General features: G+C 72.1%; 13 protein-coding genes, 1 tRNA gene and 1 pseudogene. 2 read left to right on the top strand and 13 right to left on the bottom strand.

The window, feature by feature from the left end; translation table 11 throughout:
• Position 1 precedes the first annotated feature (1 nt).
• The 8 genes from AB0L21_RS27585 to sigJ form a co-directional block, all read right to left on the bottom strand.
• The gene (locus AB0L21_RS27585; protein ID WP_365787058.1) at positions 2–403 is read right to left on the bottom strand and encodes an ATP-binding protein; all 402 of its coding nucleotides are present in this window, start codon (positions 401–403) and stop codon (positions 2–4) included.
• 414 nt (positions 404–817) lie between these two features.
• A tRNA-Met gene (locus AB0L21_RS27580) sits at positions 818–891 on the bottom strand.
• A 463-nt stretch (positions 892–1,354) separates the two neighbouring features.
• Positions 1,355–1,747: a hypothetical protein gene (locus AB0L21_RS27575; protein WP_365787056.1), complete on the bottom strand. Its 393-nt coding sequence runs from the start codon at positions 1,745–1,747 to the stop codon at positions 1,355–1,357.
• 1,249 nt (positions 1,748–2,996) lie between these two features.
• On the bottom strand, positions 2,997–4,916 hold the full coding sequence (locus AB0L21_RS27570; RefSeq protein ID WP_365787054.1) for an ABC transporter ATP-binding protein: 1,920 nt from the start codon (positions 4,914–4,916) through the stop codon (positions 2,997–2,999).
• A gap of 184 nt (positions 4,917–5,100) precedes the next feature.
• Positions 5,101–5,559: a carboxymuconolactone decarboxylase family protein gene (locus tag AB0L21_RS27565; RefSeq protein ID WP_365706220.1), complete on the bottom strand. Its 459-nt coding sequence runs from the start codon at positions 5,557–5,559 to the stop codon at positions 5,101–5,103.
• Between the two features lie 47 nt (positions 5,560–5,606).
• A complete protein-coding gene (locus AB0L21_RS27560; protein ID WP_365787052.1) occupies positions 5,607–6,089 on the bottom strand; it encodes a cupin domain-containing protein in 483 nt (160 codons plus the stop codon).
• Positions 6,086–7,024, bottom strand: a complete 939-nt coding sequence (locus tag AB0L21_RS27555) for an NADP-dependent oxidoreductase (RefSeq protein ID WP_365706216.1) — start codon at positions 7,022–7,024, stop codon at positions 6,086–6,088. Before AB0L21_RS27555 ends, AB0L21_RS27560 begins: the two co-directional genes overlap by 4 nt.
• 160 nt (positions 7,025–7,184) lie before the next feature.
• On the bottom strand, positions 7,185–8,111 hold the full coding sequence (gene sigJ / locus AB0L21_RS27550) for an RNA polymerase sigma factor SigJ (RefSeq protein ID WP_365706214.1): 927 nt from the start codon (positions 8,109–8,111) through the stop codon (positions 7,185–7,187).
• 435 nt (positions 8,112–8,546) lie between these two features.
• Here sigJ and AB0L21_RS27545 point away from each other — a divergent pair, with 435 nt between their 5' ends.
• Positions 8,547–8,798 (top strand): hypothetical protein, encoded by a 252-nt coding sequence (locus tag AB0L21_RS27545; protein WP_365787050.1) that lies wholly within the window; start codon positions 8,547–8,549, stop codon positions 8,796–8,798.
• A 381-nt stretch (positions 8,799–9,179) separates the two neighbouring features.
• Positions 9,180–9,668 (top strand): SPW repeat protein, encoded by a 489-nt coding sequence (locus AB0L21_RS27540; RefSeq protein ID WP_365706210.1) that lies wholly within the window; start codon positions 9,180–9,182, stop codon positions 9,666–9,668.
• 106 nt (positions 9,669–9,774) lie between these two features.
• On the opposite strand, the gene AB0L21_RS27535 is transcribed toward AB0L21_RS27540, so the two are convergent.
• The 5 genes and pseudogenes from AB0L21_RS27535 to AB0L21_RS27515 form a co-directional block, all read right to left on the bottom strand.
• Positions 9,775–10,365: a hemerythrin domain-containing protein gene (locus tag AB0L21_RS27535; RefSeq protein ID WP_365706208.1), complete on the bottom strand. Its 591-nt coding sequence runs from the start codon at positions 10,363–10,365 to the stop codon at positions 9,775–9,777.
• Positions 10,366–10,376: 11 nt separating this feature from the next.
• Positions 10,377–11,576 (bottom strand): hypothetical protein, encoded by a 1,200-nt coding sequence (locus AB0L21_RS27530; RefSeq protein WP_365787048.1) that lies wholly within the window; start codon positions 11,574–11,576, stop codon positions 10,377–10,379.
• A gap of 220 nt (positions 11,577–11,796) precedes the next feature.
• Complete coding sequence (locus tag AB0L21_RS27525; RefSeq protein ID WP_365787124.1) at positions 11,797–13,518, bottom strand: RecQ family ATP-dependent DNA helicase; 1,722 nt, start codon at positions 13,516–13,518, stop codon at positions 11,797–11,799.
• A gap of 117 nt (positions 13,519–13,635) precedes the next feature.
• Positions 13,636–14,486, bottom strand: a pseudogene (locus AB0L21_RS27520) (AfsR/SARP family transcriptional regulator); the annotation flags it as partial.
• Between the two features lie 146 nt (positions 14,487–14,632).
• The gene (locus AB0L21_RS27515; protein ID WP_365787123.1) at positions 14,633–16,387 is read right to left on the bottom strand and encodes an SWIM zinc finger family protein; all 1,755 of its coding nucleotides are present in this window, start codon (positions 16,385–16,387) and stop codon (positions 14,633–14,635) included.
• Between the last annotated feature and the right edge of the window lie 255 nt (positions 16,388–16,642).

The following is a 16,642-nucleotide window of genomic DNA, read 5'->3' as shown; positions in this document are numbered from 1 at the left end:
CTCAGGAGTCGAGGCTGAGTTCGGCCCAGACCGTTTTGCCGGGGTGCCCCGGGGTGACGCCCCAGCGTCGGGCGAGTCGGTCGAGGAGTTGCATGCCAAAACCGCCGGGCTCGGTGTTCGCAGTGGCGCGCTTGCGGGGCCAGCGGTCGCTGGAATCGCTGACGGCTATGCGCAACCACCGCCCGTTCCAGGTGAGCTGGATCAGGGGCGGACCGGAGCCGTGGCGGATGGCATTGGTGATCAGTTCCGAGACGAGCAGTTCGGCGGTCTCGATCATCCGCTGGCGCAGCGGGCCGCCGAAACCGTCCACGCAGTCGCGGACCCAGTGCCGGGCCGCGGTGATGCTCGCCGTGACTGCGGGGAAGCGCGTCTCGCAGAATGGGATGGTCGATTCGCCGTTCACGAGGTTCCTCCAGCGCGGGTGGCTCTGGGCGGCCGCCGACCAGTGCTCTGCGCAGCCGGTGGGAGCCATCTGCCGGGTTACCCCTGCCTGCCCGGTGAACCATCTGTGTCTGCCGGGTGACCGGCAGATCCCGCGAAAGTCATCCGGCGGGAGTTCGACAGTGCCGGCACGTGCTGGGTGAGTGCGCTGCAGCCCCCCTCGCCGCCTTCGGCACCGGGATGGACGACGACACCGCCGTCCTGGCCGTTCCCGCCCCCCGACGGCGAAGCACAGCTGTGAGCGAGATTCCCGCCGACACGAGGCGCACTCCTTCTGACGCCTTCTGTGACCGCGGTGCCCTGTTCGCCGAGAACAAGGTCCGGCCCGGCACACACGCAGTGAAGGCCCGGTGGATACCGGGCCTTCACGTTTGAGTAGCGGGGACAGGATTTGAACCTGCGACCTCTGGGTTATGAGCCCAGCGAGCTACCGAGCTGCTCCACCCCGCGTCGGTACGGTGAACTGTACGGCACCGATCGGAATCGGCCCAATCGACTTTCGCCTGCGCTCGGAGCAGGCCCGATTGCTCATGATCGACCGACATGGCCACTGCTCACCCGGTCTGCATCTGGATCGTGAGTTCGAGTGCCGCTGGAGTACGGGCACACCTGGAGATGTCTCCACGACCGAGGAGGTTCGTACATGGGCAGACCTGTTACGAGCAGCACCGGCATTCGTCCGCGCTTGGGAACGTCGGTGTCAGTCAGCTCCAGAACGCGCCGGCGGGGGGGCTGTATGCCGCGTGCTTCCGCCGTGCCGCCGCTCGCAAGGACATGCCGGCGCACGTATTGCAATAGTTTCACGCTCGCACAGCAGTACGCCCTGCACGACACTGCCGCAGGGAGCGAGCGGTAGCAGCCGGGACGGCCGTGTTGGTGAACGCCGGCGAGGCTGCGGTAGCCGACCGCATTCCTAGGGTTTGTCGCGGGTGCCGGCCAGGCCGGGAGCGTCAGCGACGGCAACGCGGGCGGTGATGCGTTTGCCGACCGGATCGCGCCGGGCTTCCACGCCCTGCGCGACGGCCATCACGATCTCCAGGCCGTGCTGTCCGACGCGGCCGGCGTCCGAGGCCCTCGCCACCGGCAGCACCGGGTCGGAGTCCCACACGACGACCTGCGGCTCGGCGCACCTCTTGAGCACACCCTCGCCACACTCGCCGAACTGGGCGCCACCTGGCCCCACTGCTACGGCGATCTGTGCCGCGGCGTACCGGCCCGCCTCGCCGCCGTTCCTAGGAAGGTCTCCAGGGACATCGACAAGATCATCGCCCTGGCCGCGGCCTACCGGGCCGCCGTACAGGTCCACGAAGGCACCGCCGACACCTTGCGGGCCCTGCGCGCCTGTCTGAGGGAACTCGCCGGCGGAGCCCTGCCCGTCGCCCCTCACCCCATCGTGCTCCACGGTGTGGCGAACACCCTGTGCCATCCCGGGGTCCGGATCGCGCCGTCGGCGCTGCGCCCGCACTCGCGCTCGCCGCCGCGTCCGCGCCCAACGGCAACACCCGCAAGGCGATCGCCCGTCACCTCCTGTGCCCGCTGCTCATGGCGGCCGACGCGCCGGCAGGCCGGACGGCACGGGAGTGGTGCCGTGCGCAGACCTCGCACGCACAGGTGCGGCAGGTCCCCCAGCCGCCCGCCACCACCCTGGCTCTGACCGCCCTGGCACAGCGGTTGCCCGCCTCCGTGGTCGCCGCGTCACTGCCCAACGACCGCAGATCGGAGAAGCCGCGCGCGACGACGCTCCTGCCGTGGACCACGGCTCCCTGGGACCCGGAGCTGACCGTCGCCGCCGCGGCCGGCGGCCATCACCTCGCCATCCGCGCCCTCGACCGTCTCACCGGTGTCACCCCCGGCGGTCCGGAAGCGGCGCAGGAGGCGTCCGGGAAGGAGCAGCAGAGCGAGGAGCACCCCACCGGGCAACGCCCCGGCGATGACAGGGCCTCAGAGGAGAACGCGGAGAAGGACACGGAGAAGAGCACCGGAAAGCGCCGGCGCAGAGGGCGGCAGGCGCGCAAGCGGCTGCCGGCGCCATGCGAGGAGGTCGTCGTCCGCGTCCCCGAGGCCCCCGGAATCCTGCTCCCCCTGGCTGCTCAAGGACGCGCGACTCCGGTCGAGCAGCGACGCCCTGATCGCCTTCGTCCATGCCCACGAGGCACAACAACTGCCCGCCGAGCACACCCGGCAGCTGTCCCTCATCGCCTCTCACTTGCGGGAACAGAAGAAGGATCACCTGGCGTGGGCGGCAGCACACCGGCTGACCGCCCGCATGATCAGCCGGGGTCTCACACCGCTCGGCACCCCCGCCGACGTGGTGGAGCAACTCGACGCGCTGCGCACGAGCGCCGGCGCTCAGACCGCACTGCTGGAGGCGGCGACTCAGGCCGTCACCGCCGATCCCACTCTCTGGGACCTCACCGCCGCGCGGGCGACGCTGACCCCTTTCCTCGCAGAACTCGTCGGACGTGCCTCGGAGATCGCCGCCACCGTCACCCGGCCGCAGAAAGGGCACGACGCCTACATGCTGGCCGGAAACGCCGCTGCGGGAACCGACGCGGTCACGTGGACCCGGTGCCCGTACGAGCGTGCGACGACGTCCTGCGGTCCCCGTCCGATGCCGGGTCGGCCGGTCCGGGCAGCCCGTCGAGACCGGCTTCCGGGGCCGGGCGTCCGAGGGTCGACTCGGTGCTCTCGCCGAGGAAGCCGCCCGACTGGTGCTGCCACAGCCTGGCGTAGGCGCCGTCCGCCGCGAGGAGTTCCTCGTGGGTGCCCTGCTCGACGACGGTTCCGCGGTCCAGGACGACGAGACGGTCCATGCCGGCGACGGTGCTCAGGCGGTGGGCGACCACGAGGGCCGTACGTCCGTCCATCAACCGCCACAGGGCGTCCTGGACGAGGAGTTCGCTCTCCGAGTCCAGCGCGCTGGTCGCCTCGTCGAGCAGCAGGATCGGGGCGTCGCGCAGGATGGCCCTGGCGAGGGCGACGCGCTGGCGCTGGCCGCCCGAGAGTTTGACTCCCCGCTCCCCCACCAGAGTGGCGAAGCCGTCGGGGAGTTGGTCGGCGAACTCCGTGACGTGCGCGGCCGCGGCCGCCGCGTGGATCTCCTCGTCGGTGGCGCCGGGCCGGGCGAAGGCGATGTTGTCCCGCAGGCTGCGGTGGAACATGGCGGGTTCCTGCGGGACGTAGGCGATCAGTGAGCGCAGGTCGGTCTGGCGCAGCCGGCTGATGTCCTGGCCTCCGATCAGGATGCGTCCGTCGTCGATGTCCGACATCCGCAGCAGGAGCCGGGTGAGCGTGGTCTTGCCTCCGCCGGACCTGCCGACCAGGCCGATCCGTGCGCCGGCGGGCACGTCCAGGTCGAGTCCCTGGAAAATCGGCTTCGTCCCCGTGTGGGCGAAGGTCACCGCCTCGAAGCGGATGCCGGTGTCCCGCGGTGCGAGCTGTTCGGGTGTCGGCGGGTCGAGCACGGTGGGCGGATCCAGCAGCAGCTCCGTGAACTGCGCGGCCTCGGTCATCGAGCTTTCCAGACGCCGGTAGATCTGGTTGAACTCGAACATGATCTGTGTGGCGTTGGAGTAGTAGGTGAACGTGACGACGACCTCCTCGACTCCCTGACCGGAGCCACCGAAGGCGATGGCGACCAACAGACCCAGCACGTTGGTCAGCACGGACATGGGGGCGACCAGGGTGTCGACGCGCAGATTGCCGTAGTCCCACGACCTCAGCGTCAGACGCCGGGAGTCCGCGACACGGCTGCGGTGTTCCCCGGCCTCCCGGCGCTCCGCCGCGAACGCCCGGATGGTCTCCATGTTCATGAGGCTGTCGGCGACGTGGCCGGAGACCCGGGCGATCGCCGCCTCACGGTCGTTGACGAGCCGCTGCCGGCGACGGATCAGAGGCGTCGCGGCCACCGCGGTCAGCGCGATCATCACAAGAAGGCCGGCGACGAGCACCGGTTCGTAACGCCACAGCACGACGGCACCGAACACCAGGGGGACGAGACTGCCCACGATCCGGTACGTCACCGTGTCGACGAAGTCCTCGAAGCGCTTGCCGTAGCTGAGCACCCGTTTGGTCAGGGAGCCGGCGAAGTTGTCGTGGAAGAACGCGGCGTCCTTGGCGAGGAGTTCGTCCATGCCGCTCACGTACAGGTGTTCCATGCCGAGGGCGTCCACGCGGTTCAGGCAGTGCTGCCCGATCCGCCACACGGCCTCGGCGAGCAGCAGCGTCACGCCGAAGCCCAGCACGTACGGCAGCGCCGAGCTGAGGGAGAGACCGCCGTCGTCGGCGGCCTGTCCTGCCAGTTTGGCGATCAGCAGGGGGGCGACGTAGCGGATGCCGATGTTGCCCACGGCCGGCAACAGCAGCGCGGGCAGGGTCAGCCGTCGTAGTCGCAGCAGTTCCCGGCCGTAACGGCGCAGCGCCAGAACGACCGCGCTCCGGCCCGGCGTCGGCCCCGGCGTATCTGTTGTCCCCATCACACTCCCGGAGGTTCGGAAGTCGGAAGTCTCCCGTCCGCCGAGTTTCTCAGTCCAGGCATTTACCGCGGACCGTCGAGAACCGGACACCGCCGCGTTCAGCGCGCGCAGCGGGCTTGTGGGAGCCGGGGCAGCTCGCACGAACCGCCCCGGCTGGTTCCCTCATCCGGTGTCACCCTGGAGGTCAGCCGCCGACGGGGTACCGGCTGGTGATCGCGACGCGGTTGAAGGCGTTCATCACCGTTGCCAGCCAGGCGATGGCCGAGACCTGGTCCGCGGTGAGTACGGCAGCGGCGGCGTCGTAGTCCTCGTCGCTGACGTGTCCGTCCGGCACGCGTGTGATCGCCTCGGTCAGGCGGAGGGCGGCGCGGTCGGTCTCGGAGAAGTAGCCGGTCTCCGCCCATCCGGGCAGCACGGCGATCCGGTCGGGGTTCTCACCCTTGCGGAGGGCGTCGCGGGTGTGCATGCGCAGGCAGAACGCGCAGCCGTTGATCTGGGAGGTGCGGATCCTCAGCAGCTCGACCAGGAGCGGGTCGAGGCCCGCCGCGGTGGCGGCCTCGCCCACCTCCGACGACAGGGCGATGAGGGCCTTGTAGGCGGTCGGGTGCTGCTCGCCGATGTTGACGCGCTGGGTGTCTGTCATGGTTCCTTCGATTCGTTGGTGTGGTGTGCGCCGCGCCCTTCGGGCGTCTATGACGTGGGGTCGTCGACCTTCAGCTTCTCTCCGGTGTTGGAGACGAAGACGACCAGGAGCTCGGCCCGTTCGGTCGGGCTGGTGTTCTCCGTGAGGACGTGGTGGGCACCCGGCTCCTCGACCCAGTTCTCGCCCTGGTGGTAGCTGCGCACGGGCTGGCCGTCGAGCCGGCTGCGCACGGTTCCTTCGAGGACGTACGCGTAGACGAACGCCTGGCCGTGCCGGTGCGGCATCGCGCGTGCGTGGGGCGGGAAGTCGACGATCACCGAGGTGAACGTCTTGCCCTTCACATTCGGAAGTGCCTGCTGGAGCAGCGGCCTGAGGGTTTCGGCGGGGCGTGTCGACGCCATGGCCGCAGGCGAGGCCACGGCCGCGGTCGGCCTCTTGGCGTGGCCGGGCTGGTCGGAGGTCGAGCAGGCCGTGGCCGCGCCCAGCGTGGCGACGGCCAGCAAGCCGCCGGCGATCCGCGTTCCGATCATGATCGGTCTCCTGTTCGGTCTTCCGTGACGTGGATGATCGTTCTGCCCGGGGTGCGTTTGCCGGGGGCGAACGCCGAGGGTGCTTCGGCGAGCGGCCGCACAGCACCGACGACCGGCTTGAGCCGGCCGTCCCTCACGCGCGCGGCGAGATCGGTGAGCCGGGCGCGGTCGGGTTCGACGACGAAGAAGACCGCCCGCCCGTCCTTGGGCCGGACCTTGGGCGGCATGGCGATGGTGACGAGCGTGCCACCGGGGCGGACCAGGGCGGCCGAGCGGTCGAGGATGTCGCCGCCGATCACGTCGAACACGACGTCGGCCTCGCCGGCCTCCTCCAGCCTCTCGGTCTGCAGGTCGATGAAGGTGTCGACGCCCAGGGCGAGCGCTCTTTCCCGGGCGGAGGACCGGCCGGTGCCGATGACGCGCGCGCCGGCCTCGCGGGCGAGCTGTACGGCGATGGAGCCGACGCCGCCCGCCGCACCGTGGATCAGGACGGTCTGGCCCGTGGTGAGACGGCCGTGGTCGAACAGGCCCTGCCAGGCGGTGAGCCCGGAGATCGGCAGTGCGGCGGCCACGGTGTGGTCGATGTCCGCCGGCAGCGGGGCGAGGTTGCGGGCTTCCACCGCGGTGTACTCGGCGAGGGTGCCGTCGCGGGCCCAGTCGGCCAGGCCGAACACCCGCTGTCCGACGCTCAGGCCGGTGGTGCCGTACCCGAGTTCTACGACGACACCCGAGAGTTCGTGCCCCGGCACGCTCGGCGTCCGGTCGCGGCCGGCGCGGTCGGTCCACGTGGCCGGCCAGTCCAGCTCTCCGGGGGTGAAGCCCGCGGCGTGCACCCGCACGATGACGTCGTTCTCGGCCGCATGGGGGTAGGGCATGTCCGTCAGGGACATCCCGGCAAGACCGGCGTCACGGTCTCGAACGGTGATGGCTTGCATACAGGTCCTTACTGGGAGGGGCGACTCGAGCGCGCAGCCCGTTCACGCACGGGCTCACAGCGGCTCGTCATCGGGAAGAGGCAGCAGGGAGATGTATGCCGTTCCGCATGATCGATCTCACCTGCTCGCGCAGTCCCTCGTCGCCCGTCGTGCGTACTCGTCAGGGAGACGAGGTAGCCCCTCCGGGTGTGACAGCTCGGACGCGCACGAGTTTGTCCGGGTTGATGACCCTGCGGTACGCGGTGATCAGACCGTCCGTGATCTGGACCGTGTCGACGGAGTAGACCCGGCCTTCCCGGTGGAACACGAGGGCGAGTTCCCCGCCGACCTCGGCGAAGTCGATACGGTCCGGGTGCCACTGGCGCCCCGTACGCACCATGACCCCGGCGACGCGCTCGCCGCCGTGTATGAGCTTGCGTGCCGCGCAGACCCTGCCGCCGCCGTCGGTGACGTAGACGGCGTCCGGGTGAAGGAGCCTGACCAGGCCGGCCAGGTCCCCGGCCTGGTAGGCGGCGCGGAAGACCGTGAGGACGCGTTCGCGCTCCGTCTTCGACGCCTGCGGCGTGGAATCCTTCGCCTTGGCCACCCGCCGTCGTGCCCGCGAGGCAAGCTGCCGTGCACCCGGCACGGAGACGTCCAGCACTTCGGCGATCCGGCCGAACTCAAGACCGAAGACATCGTGCAGGACGAAGGCCACCCGCTCCGGCGGGCTCAGCTCTTCCATGATCAGGAGCATCGCCGAACTGACGGACTCGTCGACGAGTACCGGCTGCGACGCGTCCGCCCCTGTCAGCAGCGGCTCCGGCAGCCACGGTCCGACATAGGTCTCCCGGCGCAAACGGGCACTCCTGAGAATGTCGTACGACCGGCGCGCGGCCACCGTCACCAGCCAGGCCCGCAGATCGGCGATGCCGCGCAGATCCGCTCCGGCCGCCCGCAGCCACACGTCCTGGGCCACATCCTCGGCATCGGCCACACTCCCCAGCAGCCGGTAGGCCACACCGAAGACCGCGGGTTGATGCCTCTCCCATTCGCCTGCGAGCGGGTCCTCCTGCTCGGACCGTCCCGGCCCGTGCCGGTCACCCATACAGATCGCGACCTCCTCCCAAACCCAGCGGGGTCGTGTGCCGCGCGGTCGCCGTCGACTCCACACTGCCGACCACCCGGTGTCCGGCGCCGCCTCGGTCCGGCCATGAGTCACCCGCATCCGGACAGGCGGGCAGCGGGGGCTACGTGTCCGCCACGCAAGCGGTCCGGGACGCCCAGGTGGCGCCCACCCGCACGGGAGCGTTCTGCTCCCCCGCGCTGGCTCGGCGCGCTGTGCTGAAGCGGCGCTGACAGGCGGCGGGGCTGATCGTTCGCCGCCGTGCTCCGCGCGGTCGTCCCGCCCCTGGAACCGCGTGAACCCGTGCCCTGTCCGCGCCTGCTGGGATCGGTCTCACCCCTGTGGCGCGCCATCGCGCGGCACCCGCGGCCCTGGCCGTCCGGGCCGCGGGTGCCTCGGAGTTTCCCGTTGTTCTCGATGTCGACGCCCTACCTGCTGACGGCCGCGCCGTTCTCCTGCTCGTCGAGCCGGATCGGCCTGCTGGGCCTGGCCGGCGTCCTCGCCGCACGGCGCGCCGGCGCCACCGCACGGCCGGGGCGGTACCGCACTCGCACGGCTGGGGTCGGGCTGCTCCTCGCTGTCATCGTGCTCGACATCGCCGCGCAAAGCATCGGCGTGCTGGGACAGGCCCGGGTGTTCGCCCTCCCTGTTCGGCACGCAGTCGGCTGAACACGGGTCTGGTCGTCAGCACCTTCCTCGGCGGCGTCATCGGATCGGCTGCCGCGGGCCCTCTGCGGGTGCTCGGCGGCTGGCCGACGGTCTCATGGGCGCCTCCTCGGGCATCACCCTCGCCGGCCTCGACGTCTGGGCCGCCGCCCGCGACCGCCTCCCACCGGTGGCGGCCCTGAGTGATCACCTGCGGGAATCGGGGTTTCGCGGGGCGCGAGCGGAGCGGAACGCTCCGCCGGCCCGCGTCCAGGGTGTCCGGGGGGTGCCGTGAACAGGCACGACGCGCCCGGCGGCGTATCGTCCCTTTCGTCCAAGGTTGCGCGCCCGGATCGGGGTACTCGCGGAAGTCAGGACGTACTACACCCTCCGAAGGTGAAGACCATGACCACTTCCCCCAGGCCGTCCATGGAGACGCACCCCGACCTCGTCGACATGCGCCTTCGGCACGAGATGGCCGAGCGCGCCACGAGCACGCCCAAAGGCCAGGCCATCGAGACCATGGCGCTGCTGACCGGTCTCTACCTCGCGGCATCGCCGTGGATCACGGGCTTCAACAATCTGTCCACCCTGGCGGTCACCAACCTGCTCACCGGTATCGCCTACGCGGTCCTGATGAGCGGCGGATTCGGCCGCGCCTACGAACGCACCCACAGCATGGCCTGGGCATCCTGTGCTCTGGGTCTGTGGGCGATCATCGCGCCGTGGGTGGTCGCCGGCAACGTCAGCACGACGAAGACGATCGTGAACAACGTCATCGTCGGCGTGCTGGCCCTCCTGCTGGCCCTCGCCGCCAGCGCGGCCGCCCGAGCGGCGGAGTCGTCCGAGGCACGGCGCGGCATGTCGACGTCGTACGCGCCCGGTCGCGGCTGACCGCGTTCCGCGATCGGACGTGAGCGATCGGACGTGAGATCGCGGGATCACCGGGCCCGAGCCCGGGATCCCGCGATCCTCGCCGTCGCCGTCCGGCGTCCGCCTCTCAGTCCTTGCCCATCGCTTTGCGGACGGCGTCCTTGGTGCGGTCCATGAGGGCGGCCACGGGGCCGAGGGCCACGTTGGCCGCGGCGGACTCGACGCCGGGGTGCGGCCGGGTGGGGGCGATGGCCTCGGCGGCCTTGACGGCCTTGGCCATGGCGGCGAGGTTGGTGACGTCGGTGCTGCGCCGGATGTGCGCGAACTCGTAGCGCTCCTCGGCCCGGGCGTGCTCCTGCACGTCGGTGCGCAGCTTCATCAGCCGGGGCAGGAACTGCGGGTCGTCGGTGTCCATCTCGTCCATGGCCGCGAGCGTCTCCTTGGCCGACTTCTCCTCCGCGAGGCGGTCCCGGACGATCTGCTCGCCACCTTCCACCGCGCGCCGGACGAAGGGGTGGACGACCTCCTCCTCGGCGGTCTCGTGCACGGCCAGCAGACGGACCAGGCGGCGGTAGGCGTCGCGGCGCTCCTCGCCGGTCGTGGCCTCGACCTCGTCGAAGAGGTTGCGGATGTCGCCGTGCTGGCGCATCAGCAGGCCGACCACGTCGATGTCGGGGGCCTGGTCGTCGCCGGCCTGGGGCGTGTGCGGTGCGGGCATCTCCGGCGGCCTCACTTCTCGCGCTGGGCGGGGTCGGGGTGCTCGCCCTCGGTCTGGACGCGGTACTCGCGGCCGAACATGGCGTCGTGCTCGGCCATGACCCGGTCGCTCGACGGGGCTTCGCCGCCGTGGATCTGCTCCTGCATCTTCTCGAACCGCTCGTGGGCCTCCCGCACATAGCCCGCGCCGAGGGTCGTCAGGTCCATCTGGGTGTCCAGCAGCTCCCGCAGGTACTGCTTGTTCGGCTCGAAGGTGAGCACGTTAGGCAGCTCCGGGGCCAGGACCTCCTGCGGCTCACGGCCGTCGATGCGGCGCATCAGGTCACAGGCCGTGTGCAGGTGCTCCAGTTCCATGTTCAGGTGCAGCTCCCAGATCGCCTTGACCCGGGGGTCGCTCTCCTGCTCCATGAACGAGTAGTACAGGTAGCACTCGTTGTACTCGTGGTTGACCAGCTGCTCCCACCACGTCTCGCCCGGGTCGACCAGGGACTCGTAGTGCGTGACGTGCTCTTCCTCGATCAGCCCGATCTCCTGGTAGAGCTGGCGGGCGATCGGCTCCATGTAGGTGGGGCCGGTGTTCATGTAGAAGTTCATCGTCTGCTGCTCCGCCGACATGATCGTCAGCGCGTGCAGCTTCGACAGCGGGTCGGTCGTGTTCTTGTCGTACGGGTCGCGGACGTTGTCGACCGGATCGCGGTGGTGGAACCGCGTGGGCCTGCCCGGCATCACCTCGGTGAGGTTGTCCACGATCGACTCCGCCTTGCGGTGCTCGATCATCTCGTAGAGGTTGGCGTACCGGTACAGGTGGTCGAAGTCCTCCAGCACACCGAACTGGTACGCCTGCTTCAGATAAGGGTCCGGCTCCATGCGCGCGACCCACGCCGTCAGGTCCACGGCGACCTGCTCGTAGGCGATGGTCGTCTCCAGCACCGAGGAGACGCCCGGCAGCAGCCAGTTCACCACCTTCTGCTGCTGGGCCTCGATGTACCGGGTCCGCGCCAGCTGCCGCTTGACGTCCGGGTCGACCGTGTTGCGGGCGAGCTGGTGGCTGAAGAGGATCGCCTCCACCTCGATCCCGTTCATCGTGATGATCCGGCACCGGGTGTACGGGTCACAGCGGTCGGGGTCGATGGGCTGCACGTTCAGCTCACGCCAACTGCGCAGCTGCCGGTCCAGCGGGATACCCCGCTGCTCCAGTGGGTTGAAGGTCATGCGGGTGCCTCCTGATGCAGGGCGACTCGTGCGCCCGCGGGTACCCCCGCCGCGGACGACGAGCCCAGGTCCGTCATCGAGTCTGGCCACCACCGATACGTTCCGGCCACCCGTGGACGCCCCCGGGGCGCGTGGTTCCCCCGGCCGGGCCAGTCCGGTTGACAGCGCGCTCGGCGGCCCGGAACTCCGGTCGGCTCCGGCCCCCGGCTCCGCCGTCAGGTCAGGTCTCCGGCCGTTCCTCGCCGGGTCGGCGCAGGACGGTGAGCAGGTCGCCGTGGTCCGCCACGGCTTCCAGGGAGAGCGTGTGGTACCCGGCTCGGTCGAACAGCACGGTGATGCGATCCGGCTCCTCGCTGAGCACTGTGCCCTCACCCCACTTCTCGTGCCGTACCTCGGTGCCGGTCGGGTAGGAGGCGGCGGTGGGATGCGCGGGCCGCTGGTCGCGGGTGGCGCCACCGCCCGCCCGGGTGGCCTCTTCCTCGCAGCTGTCGCAGTTCCCGCACGGGGCTTCGTACGCCTCGCCGAAATAGCCGAGGAGGAAGTGCCGTCGGCAGCCGGTCGTCTCCGCGTAGGCGCGCGCCATGTCCACCCGTGACCGGTCGGTACGGCGGTGTGCCTCGGCCGCCCGTTCCGCTCGCTCCACCGCCCGGCCGGACGGCACGCCCTCGGCGGGGCGCACCGCGCCGCCCTCCGCCGTGGTGACGGCTCCGGCCTCCTCCAGGAGGTTGACCGCGGCGGTGACCCGCTTCCGGGACAGCCGCGTCTCCTTGCGCAGCTCCTCCAGGTCAGGGGGGTTGCCGCGACGGCGGTGGACGGCCTCGGCCACCCGGGACAGGGTCGTGCGCCCCGGGGTCCTGCCCGCGAAGTACGTCTGCATCCCGGTGTCCCGCGCCCGGTAGTGCAGCACGGCGAGCGCGGGGTGCCCGTCCCGGCCGCAGCGGCCGATCTCCTGGTAGTAGGCGTCCAGGGAGCCGGGCAGCGAGGCGTGCAGGACGTACCGTACGTCCTCCTTGTCGATGCCCATGCCGAACGCCGAGGTCGCCACGACGACGTCGGTCTCACCGGCCAGGAACGCACGGTGGACGCGGGCGCGTTCGGCGGCGCGCAGTCCGGCGTGGTAGGCCTCGGCGGCCAGCCCGAGCGAGGCGAGTTCGGCCGCGTACGCCTCGCTGTCCTTCCGGGTCGCCGCGTAGACGATGCCGGGCTTGGGTTCGGCGGCGGCCCGCTCGATCACGGCCTGCCGTCGCTCGTCCTCGTCGAGGAAGCGGCGGACCTCCAGCCGGATGTTCGGCCGGTCGAATCCGGTGACCATCAGCCGGGGCCGGCGCATGCCCAGACGCTCGGCGATCTCCCGGCGCACGGGCGGGGCGGCGGTCGCGGTCAGGGCCAGCACGGGCGGTCTGCCGACACGGTGCGCGGCCTGCTCCAGGCGCAGGTAGTCGGGGCGGAAGTCGTGTCCCCAGGAGGAGACGCACTGGGCCTCGTCCACCACGAACAGGGCCGGACCCACCCCGGCCAGCGCGTCCACGACGTCGTCCCGGGCGAGCTGCTCCGGTGCCAGGTAGACGAGACGGGCCCGGCCCGACCGTACGTCCTCCCACGCCGCCTCGGTCTCCGCCGCACCCAGGTCCGAGTTGACCGCGACGGCACCCGGGGCGTCGTCGCCCTCGGGGAGACCGGCGATCTGGTCCCGCTGGAGCGCGAGCAACGGTGACACCACGACGACCGGGCCGGGCAGCAGCAGCGCCGGCACCTGGTAGACGGCCGACTTGCCGGAGCCCGTCGGCATGACGACCAGGGTGTCATGGCCCTGCAGCACCCACTCCATGGCCGTGAGCTGCTCCGGCAGGAGGTGCTCCCAGCCGAAGACGTCCGCCGCCGTACGGCGCAGACGCTCGGCCCGGGCCCGGCCTTCCGTTCCCGGCCCCGCCTTCCTCACCATGTGCATCGCTCCCTGGGCTCCCTCGGACGACCGGGTACCCGACGGGCCGGGGCGTACCACCTCGCCGGGGGTGAGCAGAGCTGCTGTCAGGAAACGTCACGCACCGCGTCGGCGGGCTCAGGCGGCCTGGTCCGTCAGCCCGGCCAGGGTGGTGCGTGCGTGCTCCTCCGCTTCGGCGGGGGTCAGCCGCTCGCCGCGCTCGAACGCCTCCGTGAAGGCGCGCGGGCCCAGGACCGCCTGCGCCGCGGCGGTGACGCGGTCGACGTCGCCGCGCTCGGCGGGCGGCAGGGGTGCGCCCACGCTGCCGGGCGCCGCGTGGGCGGTGCCGAGGAGCAGGGCCGCGCAGGTGGCCCCGGACCGGTGTCCGCCAGGGCGGCCGTCCCGGCGAGCCCTTCCAGGGAGAGCGCGAGGGCGCGGGGCTCGTCCAGGGAGCGGGCGATCCGCAGGCCGCGCAGGTGATGGGCGGCGGACCGGGCGGCATCGCCGCGGAGTTCGGCGAGGAAGCCGAGTTCGGCGTGCAGGAGGTGGTCCCCGGCCGGGGAGGAGACGTCGGCGTGGGCGGCGCGGATGCGCAGCAGGTGCGCCTCGGCCGCGTCGGGGTCGCCGGAGCGCCGCGCGCCGAGGGCCAGACCCATGTCGGCGTGGATCTCGCCGTACTTGTAGCCCTGTTCGACGGCGATCCGGCGGGCCTGCTCGTGCAGTGCGCGGGCGCGGTCGAAGTCGTGGGCGAGCAGCGCGAGGCGGCCGAGCCCGGAAAGCCGCGCCGACACCTCGGCCTCCGGACACAACTCCCGGGCGATCTGGAGCCCTTCGTGCTGACGGTGGGCCGCCTGCGCGTACTCCCCCTTGATCTCGGCGAGCGCGGCGAGCGGTGAGACGGTCTGCAACTCGCCCCAGCGGTCGCCCAGTTCACGGAAGAGGGCACGGCTGCGCTGCCCGTCGCGGTCCAGTCCGTCCAGGTCACCGCGCCGCCACGCCGGGTGGGCCGCTGCCATGAGCGCGGTCCTCCTGATCGAAGCGGTGGCTCTGGGCCGGCATGTGCCGCATCTGGCATACGGCCGGCGGCGGTCGGGTACGGCCCTGCGGCAACGCCCCTGAGGAAGGGGGGTGTCGCTCAGATCGCGTCGTCGGGTATGCCCAGGCCGGTCAGGGCGCCGACCGGGTCGAGATCCGGAGTGCCGCGGGGCCACCAGTCGTCCTGGCCGGGGTCCGACTCGTAGGCGTACCACAGGCCGTCGCGGCCCAGGCGGAGCTGGACGTGACCGCGCGGGTGGGTGAGACGGTTGCGCCAGGGACGGAACGCCGGCAGATCGGCGGCGAGCAGCAGCGGGCGGGCCCGGTCGAAGCGGCCGGCCGGCGGGTCCCACGGCTCCTCCAGCGCGGCCAGCCCCGCCGAGCCGCCCTGCCGCCAGGCCGCGACGGCACGCGCGAGATCGGCCGGGGTGCGGTGGGCGGCGTCGGCGAGCGTGGCGTACAGCGTGCGGGTGGCCGCGGTCAGCCCGGAGCCGGGACGGGCCGCGGCGAGCCGTACCGCGTCCTGCCACAGGGTCAGCTCGCCGACCGGGTCGCGTCCGGTGGCGAGCAGGGCGTGGGCGCGAGCGGCGGCGTCGGTCGCCAACTGGTCCAGCGCGAAGGGGTCCGGTCCGCCGGGCGCCGACGGATACACCGGAGGCTGCTCGGGGTGCGGCGGCACCGGCAACGGCTGGGGCAGCGGCGGCAGTTCGCGCGGAGCGAGGGCGTCGGCGGCACGGACGCCCGGCAGCGTCTGCGGCCGGCGTTCCTGGGCGGCGCGGGCGGCTCGGGCGGCACTGCGCCGGGACAGCGCGTCGAGCAGTTCCTTCTCGCCCCGGCCGCGCAGCAGGAGCAGCACGAAGGGGTCGGCGTCCAGCAGGCGGGCGGTCTGGTAGCAGAGGGCTGCGGCGTGCTTGCAGGGGTGGCCGGAGTCGGGGCAGCTGCAGCGGGGGGCGAGGTCGCCGGGGCCGGGCAGCAGGGGCACCCCGCAGTCGGCGAGCGACTGGGGCAGCTCCTTGTCGAGCAGGGCCGCGATGTGCCCCGGCCGGTCGGCCGCGGCGTCCAGGAACCTCTCCCAGTCCTCGTCCTCCAGCGTCCGCACCCGCACCTGCACGCGGTACGGCCGGGGCCGGCTTCCGCGCACGTACGCCAGCAGGAGTCCCGGGGTGACGGTGATGGCGTCCACATGCCCCTGGTCCGCGTACCCCCGCCCCCGCGCCAGCCGCTTCGCGTCCAACGCGCCCTGCTCCAACGCCCCGACCCAGGCGTTACCCCACCAGGTCCCGGCGAACGAGCCGTCCGCACCGGCCGTCTCACGCGCAGCGAACGCCGGGAAGGTACGGCGGAGTTCGGTGTCACGGTGGGGTGCGGCCATGGTCGGCGGTATGTGCGGGGCGGCGGGAGGGGGAGGAGTGTCGGAGTCAGGGTGCGCGGGGGAAGCGGCCGAGTCCCAGGAGGCGGAGGGCGCGGACGGACCAGCCTGCGCCGGGGCACGCCCAGCCGGGGTGGGCCGGGCGGACGGGGTCCAGCGGGCGAACGGCTGGGCTGGGCCGGGGCGGACGGACGTGTGCGTCGAAGGCGCGGGCGTGGGCGCCGACGCGGACGGGGCCGAGGGAACGGCTCGGGACGCCTCGTCGGAAGGACCGGGCAGCGAAGGCGCGGGCGGCAGGGAGGCCGGAGGCTCCGGTGGGAGGGCAGGGGCCTGCGCGGCAGCAACCGGGTACGAAGGCTCGGACGCCGAGGGTGGCGGTGCTGACGCAGGCGTCGACGGGGTCGGTTCGGTCGGCGTGGGCGAGGCGTGCTCCTCCGGCTCCTCGGCGGTTTCCGCCCACGTGGGCATGCGGAAGGCGGTCGCCATGTAGTGCCGCATGTCCTGCACGGCCTTGGCCCTGGCGGCCGAGGTCTCCTGCCCGGCTGCGGGCGAGGTGCGCGGCGTGGCGGTACCGGTATTACGCGCCGGTGCCCGCTGCTCACGCCGGGGTTCCGCCGCCTGCGCGCGCAGCGCGTCGGCTTCCCGCCGGGCCGCGCGCAGCGCCTCCCGGGCGGCATCGCCAGGACGCCCGCCCGTGGCACCGGCCGGCCCCGCACCCTCCGCACCAGCCTCAGCCGAGCC

The organism is Streptomyces sp. NPDC052721 (assembly GCF_040678315.1).
Lineage (GTDB): Bacteria > Actinomycetota > Actinomycetes > Streptomycetales > Streptomycetaceae > Streptomyces.
The sequence above is the reverse complement of the archived record's forward strand: the minus strand, read 5'-3'. Positions and strand labels throughout refer to the sequence as shown.